The organism is Faecalibacterium sp. i21-0019-B1 (assembly GCF_042852915.1).
Taxonomy (GTDB): Bacteria; Bacillota; Clostridia; order Oscillospirales; family Ruminococcaceae; genus Faecalibacterium; species Faecalibacterium taiwanense.
In genome coordinates this window covers 1,691,297-1,704,586 of the sequence record NZ_AP031425.1, presented here as the reverse complement: position 1 = coordinate 1,704,586, position 13,290 = coordinate 1,691,297, and the positions used below count along the sequence as shown (strand labels likewise).

Here is a 13,290-nt window from a genome sequence, read left to right as displayed (position 1 = left end):
CCTGCCATAGGCAAGCTCGCGTTTGCGCAGCGCAGCGGAGCAATGAAAGCCCAAGTGGGGCTTTTAAGCGACCGAACGGTCTTGCGTTAGCAAGATGGAGGAGCCTCCGCCCCGACAAGTGACCGCTGTCCTTCCTCGCTGTTCCAGCAGGCAAGGATGGCCGGGTAGAATGCCCGCGCCAGACGGTCAAAGACTTCATCGGGATAAGGGGAAGTATTTGTGGACTTTTTCTTTTTGTTCAAACGCACGCTCCTTTGATCGTCCCACCGTGGCAAAGTCGGGCGAGAAAATCAAAGTTCCAATTTTTATCAGGCGCAGGGGCGCGGATAGTTTCCGCCCTGCACTTGCGGCTGGTGGCTCATTGATGGCTTAAAGCAAAAAGCTCTAGGCTTAACCCCTCTTCTTTGCGGATCTTTCTAATCCGTTCTCCAACAAGGGATGCTAGTTCGGCTGGTTCAGATTCAGGCTGATCTTTCGCTTTTTTCACAGAGAACACCTCGTTTGCGGGCAATCATCAGATGCCACGGAACGTAAAGGTGAACTCCACAGGCTTGGTCACATCAGGAATATACTCCGGGTGGACATTGGCACCCCAGCTGTCATCGCCGCCGACGCCCATCTGCTCGCCGATGGCACGAATCACCGTGTAATGGACCGGGGGCAGCTCGTAGGGATGCTTGGCACTCTCCATTTCATGGGGAGTGTAGGGCAGCGCAGAGAAGAACATGGGCTTTGCGGCATCTGCGGTAAACAGCAGCCCGCGACCCTTGCGGTCCACTACCTTTGCCCAGCGCACAGCGGTCTTTGCACCGCACTCCTGCGGCACAAGGTACTGTGCCATGTTGTCTGCGACCTTGTTCTGGTAAATGCCCAGCTTTGCACCATGCTGACGATCCCAGTAGGTCTCCGCAGGGCCGTTTCCGTACCACTCCACCGTGTCGTAGTCAGCGTCGATCTTGAACAGTACGCCGAACTCCGGCATTGCTGCAAGTCCTTCCACCGGGTCATAGTGCAGGGTGGTCTGGATGCGGCCATCGCCGAACACACGGTACTGTAAGCTGCACTCTGCTGCGGGGCTGGTCTGCAGGTTGTAGAGATAGGTCACGACAACGCTGTCGGTTTCAACCTCGCAGGTGGGGTTCTGGAGGATGGTGCCGCCATGAACAGACGGAATCTCCTTGCCGACACCCTTGGCGGTAGCGTACAGGCTTGCCAGCTTCCACTGACCGCGAACGCCGCCCATGTTGTTGCCGCAGTCGTTGTCGGTGGGAGCGCGCCAGAAGTTGGGACGGGGAATCTCCTGAATCATCTCCTTGCCGGCATAGCGGTAGGAAGTCAGACCGCCGTTCAGATCGGAGAACAAAACATCGAAATTCTCACCCCGGACGCCGATGTTGTGTGTACCGTGCATAACGGTAAACGGCGTGACCTTCTTGCTGGGAATGGAATGAACCACAGCGATCACACCCTGTCCAAAGGCGACTTCATGACCCTTCTTTGCCCAGTTGGTGTCCTCCTTCAAACGGAAGCTGATGGTCACTGCATATTCACCGGGGAGCGCAGGGACCATAAACGGCAGCGGGAAGCTGGAACGTTCTTCGGGAGCAACATCAATATTGGTCAGTTCCTGTTGCTGATACAACTTTCCATCACGATGCAGCAGTGCAACGCAGTCGAAAGCATCCGTAGAGGTGAACAGGTTCTTATTCCAGACTTCAAAGCCAGAGTTGTCGATGGAAACGGCGATGTTCTGATAGCAGAACTTGACCTCCTGCATCTTGGGAGAAGGAGCACGGTCACCACCATAGGCAATGCCGTTTCCGCTGAAATTATAGTCGGTAGGACGCTCACCGAAGTCGCCGCCGTAGGCTTGGAACCACTTGCCGTAGCGGTCTTTTTTCCAGATGGACTGGTCGATGTAATCCCAGATAAAGCCGCCCTGATAGCCGCAGCCCTTCTGGTCGGCAAGTTCCGTGTACTTGTGCAAAGCACCATTGGAGTTGCCCATAGCATGAGAATATTCGCACTCGATATAAGGCCGCTTATCGCCCTGTGCCAGATACTCTTTAATGTCCTTCACAGTGCTGTACATATGGCTCTCGATATCGGTGGTTTCGAGGAAGCGGGGATCATTGACCACACCTTCGTAATGCACCAGACGGGTGTCATCAAAGCGGCGGACCATCTCTGCCATCTGGAGCAGGGTCTCACCGCCAAACGATTCGTTGCCCAGAGACCAGATCAGAACAGCAGGATGATTTTTGTCACGCTGGTAAGTGGAATTCATGCGGTCAAACAAGACAGCTTTCCACTCCGGCTTATCATTGGGCAAAACGCCCTCGATGCCGCGAATGCCCGCCTGATGGATGTCCCATGTGCCATGGGATTCCAGATTGTTCTCTGCGATCAGATACAGACCATACTCGTCGCACAGGTCGTACAGTGCATCCTGATTCTGGTAATGGCTGGTACGGATGGCATTGATGTTGTTCTGCTTCATGGTGATGATATCCCGAAGCAGTTCCTCATGGGTGTGTACGCCCACAGCACGACCCGTAATGGAGCTGAACTCATGACGGTTGGCACCCTTGAACACGATGCGCTTGCCGTTGAGCAGCATCCGATTGTTCTTCAACTCGAACTTGCGGAAACCGACTTTCTGCCCGGTCACCTCTACCAGATGGCCTGCATCGTCCAGCAGCTCGATTTCCAGTTCATACAGAGCCGGGTCCTCTGCACTCCACAGGTGGGGATTCTCCACCGCATGGCTGAACAATGCAGAGCCGCCGTTCAGTGCGATTTTTTCGGAGAACACTTCCAGCTCACTGCTTCGCAGGGTCAGACGGGCCGCGCCCTTACCCTCCACCTGCAATGCAACTTCCAGCGTGGAATGAGTAAAATCATCCCCGGCAAACAGCGTTTTGACGGATATATCTTCCAGATGCACGGTGGGGATGGCGTACAGCCACACGCTGCGGAAGATGCCGGAGAAGCGGAAGAAGTCCTGATCTTCGCACCAGCTGGAGGAAGTCCACTTGAACACCTGCACAGCAAGTTTGTTCACGCCCGGCTGGAGATAGGGAGTCAGATCGAATGCGTGTGCGGAGAAGCTGTCCTCGGTGTAACCCACATAAGACCCGTTCAGCCAAAGAGCCATGCCGCTTTCCACACCCTCGAACTCGATGTGGACGGGCTTGCCCTGCATGGATTCCGGCAGCTCGAAGTATTTTACATAGCTTGCCACCGGATTGAACCGCTGCGGGATCTCGCCCGGCTGTACTTCTTCACGGCCATCCCACGGATACTGAATATTCGCGTACTGGGGAATGTCGTAGCCCTCCATCTGGATGTGTGCCGGCACATGAATGTCATCCCAGCCGCTGCAATCGTAATCTGTCTTTTCAAAGCCGGGGATGGCACTGGTGTAGTTCTTTGCGTAGGCGAATTTCCAGATACCGTCCAGCTTCAGCGCCAAAGAAGAGGAGCCTGTCCGATATTCTTCGCGGGAAGCGTAAGTACGGAAACTTGCATGAGCATTCAGCACGTTTTCCTTGAAAAAGGTGGGGTCTTTTACTTTTGCAAAATCAAATGCAGCCATAGTATTTCCTCATTTACCTTTTATAATTTTATAATATTTCTCCAGCCTCCCCGGAGGAATCGCTGGATTCCTCCGGGGAACAGCAGATGAAGGAGAAATGATAATGACTTGTTATCAGACTGCTGCACGCAGTTTTTCATTTGCTTCTTCAACTTTCAGATGAGACAGAATGAAGGTGATAATGGCATCCAGAGCGAACGGAATCACCAGATACATAATCTTCAGCATATTGATGCAGGAATCCGGCTGAACGGTCAGAGCGCTGTCAAAATGGCTTGCTGCCAGCAGCCAGCCGGTGATGGCAGTACCCAGACCGCCGCCCAGCTTCACACCGAGAGAAGTGCAGGAGTACATCGTGCCATCCACGCGCTTATGCTTCGTCAGCCAAGTATACTCAGAGCAAGCAGCAATCACAGCGTTCATATCGCCCTGCCAAGGACCCTGACCAAGAGCTGCGATTGCAGTAAAGAGCAGCATCAAGGTCACATTGCCGCTGCCCATGTAACCAGCTACAGCAACCAGTGCACGAGAAATCGTTGCCAGAGTATAGCTCATGACATTCAGCTTATACATTCCATTCCACTTTGCAACCAAGGTCGGGGTGAACACCAGTGCGATGATCAGAGGAATGTTGATTGCCCAAGAGAATACACCGAACAGATTCTGGTTGCCAAGGATGTAGGTTGCATAGTAGGTGCCCATGCTGATCATGGCACCGTAGATCTGCTGCAAAATGTAGGTGACGCAAATCATCATATAATATTTGTTACCAGCAAGCAGCTTTGCAGCCTGAACCAGATTGTACTTTTCGTCCTGCTCGATTTCCTTTTTGTCGGTGGTATCCTCCAATTCGCCTTCCGGCAGTTCCTTCACGGAGAAAACGGAGAGGGTGTTGACAAGCAGACCGATGATGGCGTAGATGATTGCAACAGTGCGCCAACCGGCAGCACCACCGCCCAATGCTGTAACAGCACCCAGCGTGATGGACTGGATGAGCAGGCTGGTGGCAAAGGCGAACATGAAACGCCAAGAACCCATCTCGACCTGTTCGGCACTGTTCTTCGTGACGAGAGCAGTCAGTGCAGAGTAAGCAATGTTGTTGGCAGTGTAGAATACAGCGTTCAGCAGAGTATATGCGATCAGGAACCATGCGTACTGTGCAAACTGTCCCAGATTGGTCGGGATGGCGAAAATTGCCACCAGCGTAATGGCACAGCCAATGTAGCCGTACAGCATCCAAGGACGGGCTTTGCCCATCTTAGAATGCGTTTTGTCAATCAAAGAACCAAAGAAAATGTCCGTCACACCGTCCAGCAGTTTGGAAACTGCAATCAGAGTGCCGACAATACCGGGGTTCAGGCCAACGGTGTTGGTCAGATAGATCATGACGAAGGAGGACAGGAATGCATACACCACGTTGCCTGCAATATCGCCTGAACCATAGCCGACTTTATTATACCACTTTAGATAACGTTTCTCAGTCATTGTGCTTTCTCCCATCTTGCTTGTTTTGTGTGGGCGCGACCAATCTGCTGCGCACTTCAGACTGGAATTCTCATTACGCAAGTTGCCCAAATCTCTTGCGTTCCGTCTGAAAATATTATAGAATCTAATGGAACGAAAAGATATAGACAAGATGGAACAAAATATGCACAAAATCAAAGTGTTTGTAATTTTTTGATAGAACATTTCCCAAATCACTGTAAAATCTCTGAAGATGAGGAGGACGCAGGGATGTATTTCAACTCAGGATATTTGAACAACTCCCGTTTGGATTTCAAAGACTACTCAAAGCCGCTGGTCGTAGGCAGCTGCGGCACTTATCGCTTGAAAAAACGCCCTAAGCTACCTACTTTTTGGGCAAAGGGTCGCAGAGACTATCAAATCCTCTATGTGGCATCTGGTAAAGCACACTTCTGGTTCGATGGTGTTGAGGAAGTGGTGACTTCTGGACACATGGTGCTTTATCAGCCGAAAGAAATCCAGAAGTATGTCTACTATGTAGAAGATCATCCAGAGGTGTTCTGGATTCACTTTACAGGATACGATGTCAAAAACATCCTGAACTATCACGGAATACCCTTGGACAAGCACGTTTTTTACAGCGGCACACTGCCGGATTACAAAATGCTGTTCCGAAAGATCATCCGGGAACTGCAACAATGTGAATATGGCTATGAAGACTATATTGCTTCTCTCTTCAACATCATTCTGCTTTTAGTAAGCAGGCAACAGCAGGAAAGCGAGAAAACAACTACAAGCATCCCCGAAGAAATCGAAGCCGCCGTTGCCTACTTTAACGAGAATTATAATACAAAGGTCAGTGTGGACGATTACGCAGAATCGCTGCATATCAGTACGAACTGGTTTATCCGTAATTTTAAGCTGTACATGAAAATAAGCCCTGCACAATACATCCTGTCCCTTCGGATGGTAAATGCACAAAGCTTATTGGAGAACACCGAATACAATATTGGAGAAATTGCAGAGATCGTAGGGTATGATAACCCACTCTATTTTAGCCGGGTATTCAAGAAAGAGTATGGTGTCAGTCCGGCACAGTACCGAAAGAATCTGGAAGAATCTACTGAAAAATGAGAAAGATTCCTTGATTCAGACGTTCCTGCCTGTTGAGATGTACCTGACATATCAAGTTGACGGCGAACCGTTGGAACAGCTCCCGAATGGATACAGCGACCATTATGTGCCGGATGGCTTTGTACGAGATTAGAGTGTATACAAGGAGGTCTCTTTATGTTAGAGCATTTTTTCAAATCGCTAGTTGCAACAGTTTCTGACCCTTACCAATGCAATCGTATCACGGATGCGTTGGCGGCAGCTGGAATTAAATTCTATTGCAAATCCAAAGATGTCAATCGGCATAACACATTTGACCAAGCGAGAATTGGAACTCTCGGCATAAAACCAAGGTATGTCACAGAGGTGTTTGTGGACAAAGAAAATGCTGATATGGCTCTGCACATTATACATACCCTGTCATAAGCCCGGAGTTCCCCTGCGAACAAAACATTCCGATATAAAAAAGGACGCTGCCGCCTCTGTGTAAGAGGTTGCAGCGTCTTTTTGGTATCAGGGGGCGAATGATCTGTCAGACTAAACGGCTCCCAACGAATGCGATGCTTTTAGCTTGCATTTTCCTGCTCTTCAAGAATGCGCCAGCTGTCCATCAGGTCTGAATTTTCCATAATAAAGGTGTGGGCGGTGTCCTGTCCCCACGAGTTGTCGTATTTCAGCATCAGATAATCGCTCAACTCGGTTCGATTTTTGAACTTCAACAAGCGATACGGCTCCTGAAAAGCGACCTTTTCGACAAAATATACCGCATCCGATGTGGGAAGCATAACGCCGACATGACCGATCATAAGAGAATTGTCCGTTTCAGAGAACTGATCGTGCAGGACTACGGAGACGAGACGGATCTTATCATCGTCCACGAAGGAGAGACCGCGTTTCTTCCATTCCTGCTGAATCGTTTTCAAATGGGTAGGAATATCGGTCGTATTGGTGGTTTTAACCGGGGCGAACAGCGCATCAAACTTTTGTCTTTCATCGCCGCAAAGGGATTCCGGGTCAGAATCCAGTGTTTCATAGTCCATAAACAGGGTGTCCTCGGCTGAGTCAAGGTCTGCCTTGCCCGTGACAGTGATAAAATCACCGAACAGCCCACAAGCAGTGATCCGACAGTTCCAGCCGGGGAAGGTGTCATATTTTTCCGTCCATGCGTCCTGCATGGAGTAAGGATCGTATTTCAGATCCGAAGGCTTGGCATTTTCAAACCCTGTGGTGAGCCATGCCGGGTCTACAGCATTGTTGAACTTTTGCACATGATCAAAGAAGGTCTGTATCCGCAGGTCGGATACGCCGGCATCCTGCAAAAGCTTGGAAAGAAGAGCTTGTGTATCCGAATCTGCCAAATTGGAGTATTCAATTTGCTGAAGGACGGGCTGAGAAGTTTTTTGAGTGCAGCCTCCTGCCAGAAACGCACTGCAAAAAAGTGCAGCGGAGCAGACAAGAAAAGTTCGACGTTTCAAAAATGGTCACCTCGTTGTGTTTTTCGGAAAATTTCTTTGAGTGCCGGAGTCTCCACCATAGGCGAAGAGAGCAACGCCGTTGGTCTCGTAACGAATGGTATCACAGATAAACAAAGAAAATCAATGACTTCTGTCGTAGTTGACCATATATAATGTTGCAGTATCCATATCCCATACGGCTAACGCCCATTTTGGGAAAGACAATGCGGCAGTTTTCTGAACGATTTTCTTCATGTCGGACACAACAGGAGTATACCCAAGTTGGAATAAGAATTTTCCGTTTTTTCTGAATGGAAGGTTCAAATCGCTTTCCAGATAGACGGAGGATACCAACTTGCGAAGCGCGGCACGGCGATTTCGGCCAACCTCGTTTCCGCCGCCTTGATGGAATCGCCCATGGCATGATAGCGTTCTGTCGCCGCCGTTGCTCGTTCCCGCAGTTCGTCGGCACTGCTGATCTTCTGCTCCTTGCCCTTCGCCGCCGTGTGCTTGCCACGCTTCACCTCGTAGCCCTGCTGTATCAGCTTTTGAAGAAAAACTTCAAAGTCCTTCGGCTGCTCTGCAAGGATGGTGTCGATGATCCCGCACAGGCGGTCACGGTTGCTTTCTCTCGGCGGATAAACGATCGAGTTGCGCCGAGCACACAAAGTAATCTCTCCAACCCTACAGCTCAGTTTCCACTGCAAGCTGCTCCTGCTTCTCTTTTTCATCAGCGATTTGGACATCAACATCTTCGCGCATCTTTTTCAGAAGTGCGAGGACTCGCTTGATTTTACCTTTGGTATTCTCCACTCTGCTCTGTGCCTGATTGATGTGATCCAGAACTGCCCAGTCTGCAAAGAGGCCGTCAAAGAAGAAATCCGCAAATTTCAAAAAGCTGTCCACCGTAACCTGAAGGTCTGCGGTGATCTCAACATCAGCAAGCTCAGTTTTGAACCGCCGCAGTTCCACTTGAAGCTGTTCGATTTGTTTCTGCGCATCGTCCAGTTCCTCATACTTGGCAAGATCGGCCATCAAACCGCCGCCCATTACGTCCCATGTACTCCAGCCCTCGGCATTGTCGAGGGTTTCGAGAACTTCGTTGACCGTATGCAAGGCAGTCTTTCCTGCGTTGATGGCTTCCAGCAGCTCCCGCTTTTGAACTTTCAGTGCGGCAATGCGGCTTTCGCTTTCCGCAATCTGCTGTGCGGCAGGGTGGGCAGAGACTTTGATGCTTTTGATTTTTTCGGAAAGAGCAGCTTGATACTGCCTTTCGCAATCGGACAGCCGTGCCAGTCTATTTTGAATCTGCTTCAAGTCGGCATCAACGGAAGAAAGATCATGGAGAGCCGCATCGTACTTGACGCGGGCTGCATAGGCTTCCTGCCGTTCCTTGTCCAGCTTTTCATCCATTTTTCCGATCACCTGATAGAAAAATGCGGCAAGGCTGTGTCCCTCCAGACGGTCCACATCAGCCTGCTCTGCCAGCTTGGATTTTTCCAGCTTTTTCAGGCGATCAGCAAGCGTATCTCTCTGGGCGGTCAGTTCTTTCTGTTTTGCTTCGCAGCTTTTCTTTTCAGCGACCTGCTGCCAAAGCTCTTTCAACGTAGAATCACTCATATGGAATGTCCTTTCCCGGCATTACGTTTCTTCGTTCAGAAGCTGGTTCAAAAAATGCTGCCGATTATTTACAAATGTTTTGGTGATAACGTAGCTGTCCGTATCTTCATACTGACAAGGATGAATCGTGCCATTGTCGAAGCTAAAAATTTCAGCATCAGGCATTCCGAGGAGAATGGGTGAATGTGATACGATAATGAATTGCGCCCCTTCTTGGGCACACCGATAAATGTTGATCAGTAACGTGAGCTGCCGCTGCGGGGATAAAGCGGCTTCCGGCTCGTCAAAAATATAGACTCCATCTGCACCCATGTAGTCCTGCGCAATGGCGAGGAAACTTTCACCGTGTGATTTTTGGTGATAGCCTTTGGAGGGATGATCGTCATCGGAATAGTCGATTTCCTTGGTGGCTACATTATAGAAACTCTCTGCTCGGAGAAAATACCCGAACTTTGGTCTGCGATATCCCTTGGAAATCGTCATAGCCTCACATAGTTCCGAATGGGAGTTGTATGTGGAAAATGAATAGTTCTTCGTTCCACCCTCTGCGTTGAAGCCGTAAGCAACAGCGATTGCTTCCAGAAGCGTAGATTTTCCACTTCCATTTTCGCCAACAAAGAACGTAATGGGCTTATGGAATGTAAAAGTGTCGATTCCACTGATGGCAGGAATCTGACGAACATAATTGTATGGGCGAACTCTGTTCCAGTCGATGGTCAGCCCTTGGATAAATAGATCGTTCATACAGCACTCCTTATTATATAATGTAGGAGAACGCTTAGTTCCGCTCAAACCCAAGATAGCGGGTGCCCTGAAAACTCAGCTTTCCGATGTCGCCCTGCACGAGCATTCCGTAGTCCGAACCACTTACGGTAAGCTCCATGCGGTCGCCGCTCTCTACCTGAAAGGTCACATAATAGGTCGTGAACGTATGCGCCATCGTATTGTCTGTATGGTGGTGAGAAACTTCCGTGCGCTTTGCCACAACCGTTGCCGGAACGGTCAGCCGCGGCGAATGGTTGTTTTTATTCCATGTGCTGATATTTCCGATGATGGTGTATAGGATCATGCCCAAAACCACAAGGAACAGGATGGGAAACAGAATGCTGAACAGCATATCAATTCCAGCGTAAAACATCTTATTCCTCCAAAATTTCTTCCAGCAGGTCCTTTACATCGTCCAGAAAAGATTCTTCTCCGAGGGTGTTCACCTTGAAGAACACCGCCTGACTGCCGCCTGCGGTGATGGCAGACAGGCGGATCGGACTGTCTCCATTCTGGAACAGGGTCAGTGTCAGACTCAGGCGGTTGCCGCCCATCATGCTGTACCGTTCAAATACACGGACACTGCACCGGGCATCGCCCTCTTTGAAATCACTGCCTGCCTCTAAATCTGCCGACCAACTGCTGTCCGGGATTTCTTGTTCCAGCTTCCGAAGCAGTTTGTCAAAATTCTTGTTTCGGATGGTCTTTTCAAGGATTGCCATAATGGTTCCTCCGTTCTGACAATTAAAAATCGGTCCCTTATTTTTGATACGAGCAGAGCCACAGGAAAATTGCGGAGAAATCGCTTGAAGAGAGAAATTTTGTCTAATTTGATTATAGCATATCTTTTGGAAGAACAAAATACTTTATGTACGCCGCCCGCAGGCGGCAATAATCAGTCCGGGGGAAATTCCAGTTCGGCAAACTCCGCATCGGTCAGCAGTTTCAGTTTTTCGATGACCTGTTTCGTGGATAAGCCCCAGCCGGGTGCCGGTGTTGTAGAACATGGAGATAATGCTCAGTCATCTCGGTGTCGGCATGGCCTACATTGCCTCCATGGGCTGGATCTTGTTTATGCAGAAAAAGGGCCTTTGGCAGCAGCTGATCCACGCAGCCACCGGATGTGAAAAGCTCTTCTTCACACTGGGTGGTTTAGTGTTGATGATGAGCCTGCACATTTTTTCCATTCATGCTAACCATCTACGATTATTTCCTCAATGGGTCGTTTTGCATTTTATGCCATGCAAAAGGCAGAATCAGATATAAAAAGTTCTTTCGTATGTAAAAGCCTTCAAAAACAACTTGAAACACTTTTGTTGCAATGGTACAATAATAATGTTATTTTATGGAAGCTCGGCGCAAAGCCCATGCGGACAGGCTGCGGGTGTGTGGATTCCTATGGGATGTGTAAGAATAGCTAGGGCAGCACTGCGCTACTGCACTTGCCGACAATGTGAGGGAGGTATATTTATATGATGAAAAAGATCTCCCGCCGCTCTTTTTTGCAGGTCTGCGGCATTACGGCAGCCACGGCGGCGTTGACTGCCTGCGGCGGCGGTAAGACCGAAACGGCTAAAAAAGACGATGTGCACGAAGCCATCACCTTTATGGCACCTTATAAGGAGATAGAAGCCTTTATTGAGCAGGTACACAGCGTTTACCCGGAAGTGAACATCGAGGTCGTGCCCTACAGCGGCGATAACACCACCACCTGTTTGCAGAATATGTTTGCGGCGGGCGACCTGCCGGACGTCTGCACCTTGACCTACTACGACCCCCGGATCGATCTGGTCTCCGACAAACTGCTGGACCTTTCCGGCTACGATTTTACGGATAACTATGTGGAGTCCCGTCTGCAGGACGTATTTGATAACGGTGCCATCTACCTGCTGCCCTCGACCTACAACTGCTACGGCATCACCTACAACAAGACCCTGCTGAAAAAATACGGCTGGGAGCTGCCCAATTCTTTCGCTGAGCTGGAAGAACTGGCTGCAAAGGCCAAGAAAGCAGAGGTCGATCTCTGTCTGCCGCAGATCCAGTATCCGGGCTATGGTTTCCAGTATCTGTGCAACATTGCGGACGCCGATTTCCTCGGCACACTGGACGGCAGGCTGTGGCAGCGGGATTATCTGTCCGGTAAGGCGAATGTCAGCAATACCCCCGGCATGATGCAGGCGATGGCCTATGTCCAGAAGTGGAAGGACATCGGGATGCTGAACGACACCGGCGACGCTCTTGACGACAATGTGACCCGGCAGAGGATGACCGAGGGCAACACCCTGTTTCTGATGGGCGGCACCAACGGCATCGTGGAGGCAGACGGCAACGCCGATAAATACGGGCTGATGCCGTTTCTCTCGGAGGACGGCACCCAGAACGTTTTTGTGCTGAATGTGAACCGCTTCTACGGTCTGAATAAAAAGCTGGAGCAGGACCCCCAGAAGCTGGAAGATGCGCTCAAGGTGATGCGTGTGCTTTCCACCGTTGCAGGCACCAGCGCTCTGCAGCCCGCAACGGCGCTGAAAAGCAGCCTGCTGCCCTTCAAGGACGCAAAAGCGGACGGCACCTACTATGCCGACATCGCCGATGCCCTGAATGCAGGCAACACCGCGCCCTTTATCTATTCCGGCTGGGAAAACACCATCGTGACCACTGGCCTTAAAATGCTGGACTTCATGAAGGGCAATGCCACCATGGAGGATGTGATCCGTCAGCTGGACGAGGATCAGGATAGTGTGGTGAACAACACCCCGGATACCATCACTACCGTTACGGAGGAGCTTTCGCAGGAGGACTGCGCCATGCTGGTGGGCCGCTGCTTTGCACAGGCTACCGGCAGCGACCTTGCGCTGGTGTCGCTGAGCACATGGATCCCCGGCAACCCCACCGATCAGAACCATCACGGCGTAGCGGCCAAGCTGTATGCCAAGGGCATTACGGATTACGACCTTTCGGTGATCCTGCCCACCGGCTGGAACCGCACCATCCAAACCGTTACCCTGACCGGGCAGCAGATCAACGACCTGCTGGCCACGGGCTACGATGCCTACGGCAACGGCAAGGGCTACCCCTATGTGCTGGTAAGCCCGGTGCAGCCGGATGCGGGCAAGACCTATCAGGTTGCCATCTGCGGTGTGAGCGACCAGTTGGCTGCGGAGACCACGGTCACAGACAGCGGCGTGGTGGGCATGGATGCTGCAAAAGCCTTCTTTGGTGCATACACCACCATCAGCCGGGCAGACACTGCATGGAGCTGAACAGAACGGACAGGAG

The 13,290-nt window shown here is 50.7% G+C and carries 13 protein-coding genes and 2 pseudogenes; 5 read left to right on the top strand and 10 right to left on the bottom strand.

Annotation, left to right across the window (positions count from 1 at the left end; genetic code table 11):
• Positions 1 to 86: 86 nt before the first annotated feature.
• The 4 genes from ACGHP1_RS08605 to ACGHP1_RS08590 form a co-directional block, all read right to left on the bottom strand.
• The gene (locus tag ACGHP1_RS08605) at positions 87 to 242 is read right to left on the bottom strand and encodes a hypothetical protein (RefSeq protein ID WP_390508988.1); all 156 of its coding nucleotides are present in this window, start codon (positions 240 to 242) and stop codon (positions 87 to 89) included.
• Positions 243 to 358: 116 nt separating this feature from the next.
• Positions 359 to 487 carry a hypothetical protein gene (locus tag ACGHP1_RS08600; protein WP_275541411.1) on the bottom strand — a complete coding sequence of 43 codons (129 nt, stop codon included), beginning with the start codon at positions 485 to 487 and terminating at the stop codon, positions 359 to 361.
• A 27-nt stretch (positions 488 to 514) separates the two neighbouring features.
• Entirely contained in the window at positions 515 to 3,598 is a 3,084-nt protein-coding gene (locus ACGHP1_RS08595) for a glycoside hydrolase family 2 TIM barrel-domain containing protein (protein WP_390508986.1), read from the bottom strand.
• 114 nt (positions 3,599 to 3,712) lie between these two features.
• Complete coding sequence (locus ACGHP1_RS08590; RefSeq protein WP_390508985.1) at positions 3,713 to 5,083, bottom strand: MFS transporter; 1,371 nt, start codon at positions 5,081 to 5,083, stop codon at positions 3,713 to 3,715.
• A gap of 249 nt (positions 5,084 to 5,332) precedes the next feature.
• Between ACGHP1_RS08590 and ACGHP1_RS08585 the strand changes: the two genes are divergently transcribed.
• From ACGHP1_RS08585 to ACGHP1_RS08575, 3 genes and pseudogenes are all read left to right on the top strand, one after another.
• A complete protein-coding gene (locus tag ACGHP1_RS08585) occupies positions 5,333 to 6,196 on the top strand; it encodes an AraC family transcriptional regulator (RefSeq protein ID WP_005941554.1) in 864 nt (287 codons plus the stop codon).
• A 7-nt stretch (positions 6,197 to 6,203) separates the two neighbouring features.
• Positions 6,204 to 6,326: pseudogene (locus tag ACGHP1_RS08580) on the top strand (Tat pathway signal sequence); the annotation flags it as partial.
• A gap of 26 nt (positions 6,327 to 6,352) precedes the next feature.
• Positions 6,353 to 6,601 carry a hypothetical protein gene (locus ACGHP1_RS08575; protein WP_055192190.1) on the top strand — a complete coding sequence of 83 codons (249 nt, stop codon included), beginning with the start codon at positions 6,353 to 6,355 and terminating at the stop codon, positions 6,599 to 6,601.
• 140 nt (positions 6,602 to 6,741) lie between these two features.
• On the opposite strand, the gene ACGHP1_RS08570 is transcribed toward ACGHP1_RS08575, so the two are convergent.
• From ACGHP1_RS08570 to ACGHP1_RS08545, 6 genes and pseudogenes are all read right to left on the bottom strand, one after another.
• Positions 6,742 to 7,650, bottom strand: a complete 909-nt coding sequence (locus ACGHP1_RS08570) for a DUF4300 family protein (protein WP_390508981.1) — start codon at positions 7,648 to 7,650, stop codon at positions 6,742 to 6,744.
• A 347-nt stretch (positions 7,651 to 7,997) separates the two neighbouring features.
• A pseudogene (locus tag ACGHP1_RS08565) lies at positions 7,998 to 8,288 on the bottom strand (hypothetical protein); the annotation flags it as partial.
• Between the two features lie 25 nt (positions 8,289 to 8,313).
• Entirely contained in the window at positions 8,314 to 9,249 is a 936-nt protein-coding gene (locus ACGHP1_RS08560) for a hypothetical protein (protein ID WP_223389994.1), read from the bottom strand.
• Positions 9,250 to 9,270: 21 nt separating this feature from the next.
• Positions 9,271 to 9,993, bottom strand: a complete 723-nt coding sequence (locus ACGHP1_RS08555) for an AAA family ATPase (RefSeq protein WP_005921747.1) — start codon at positions 9,991 to 9,993, stop codon at positions 9,271 to 9,273.
• Positions 9,994 to 10,027: 34 nt separating this feature from the next.
• Positions 10,028 to 10,387 (bottom strand): DUF2500 domain-containing protein, encoded by a 360-nt coding sequence (locus tag ACGHP1_RS08550; protein ID WP_390508978.1) that lies wholly within the window; start codon positions 10,385 to 10,387, stop codon positions 10,028 to 10,030.
• Between the two features lies 1 nt (position 10,388).
• Complete coding sequence (locus ACGHP1_RS08545) at positions 10,389 to 10,736, bottom strand: DUF6054 family protein (protein WP_390508976.1); 348 nt, start codon at positions 10,734 to 10,736, stop codon at positions 10,389 to 10,391.
• Between the two features lie 84 nt (positions 10,737 to 10,820).
• On the opposite strand from ACGHP1_RS08545, the gene ACGHP1_RS08540 reads away from it, so the two are divergent.
• Positions 10,821 to 11,141, top strand: coding sequence for a hypothetical protein (locus tag ACGHP1_RS08540; RefSeq protein ID WP_390509822.1), 321 nt, complete (start codon positions 10,821 to 10,823; stop codon positions 11,139 to 11,141).
• Positions 11,142 to 11,486: 345 nt separating this feature from the next.
• Complete coding sequence (locus ACGHP1_RS08535) at positions 11,487 to 13,274, top strand: extracellular solute-binding protein (protein WP_390508974.1); 1,788 nt, start codon at positions 11,487 to 11,489, stop codon at positions 13,272 to 13,274.
• The last annotated feature ends 16 nt before the right edge of the window (positions 13,275 to 13,290 follow it).

Coding starts and splice junctions, on each gene's coding strand:
- ACGHP1_RS08585 (WP_005941554.1), top strand. CDS start 5,333: ATGTATTTCAACTCAGGATATTTGAACAACTCCCGTTTGGATTTCAAA.
- ACGHP1_RS08575 (WP_055192190.1), top strand. CDS start 6,353: ATGTTAGAGCATTTTTTCAAATCGCTAGTTGCAACAGTTTCTGACCCT.
- ACGHP1_RS08545 (WP_390508976.1), bottom strand. CDS start 10,736: ATGGCAATCCTTGAAAAGACCATCCGAAACAAGAATTTTGACAAACTG.
- ACGHP1_RS08555 (WP_005921747.1), bottom strand. CDS start 9,993: ATGAACGATCTATTTATCCAAGGGCTGACCATCGACTGGAACAGAGTT.
- ACGHP1_RS08535 (WP_390508974.1), top strand. CDS start 11,487: ATGATGAAAAAGATCTCCCGCCGCTCTTTTTTGCAGGTCTGCGGCATT.
- ACGHP1_RS08590 (WP_390508985.1), bottom strand. CDS start 5,083: ATGACTGAGAAACGTTATCTAAAGTGGTATAATAAAGTCGGCTATGGT.
- ACGHP1_RS08550 (WP_390508978.1), bottom strand. CDS start 10,387: ATGTTTTACGCTGGAATTGATATGCTGTTCAGCATTCTGTTTCCCATC.
- ACGHP1_RS08560 (WP_223389994.1), bottom strand. CDS start 9,249: ATGAGTGATTCTACGTTGAAAGAGCTTTGGCAGCAGGTCGCTGAAAAG.
- ACGHP1_RS08595 (WP_390508986.1), bottom strand. CDS start 3,598: ATGGCTGCATTTGATTTTGCAAAAGTAAAAGACCCCACCTTTTTCAAG.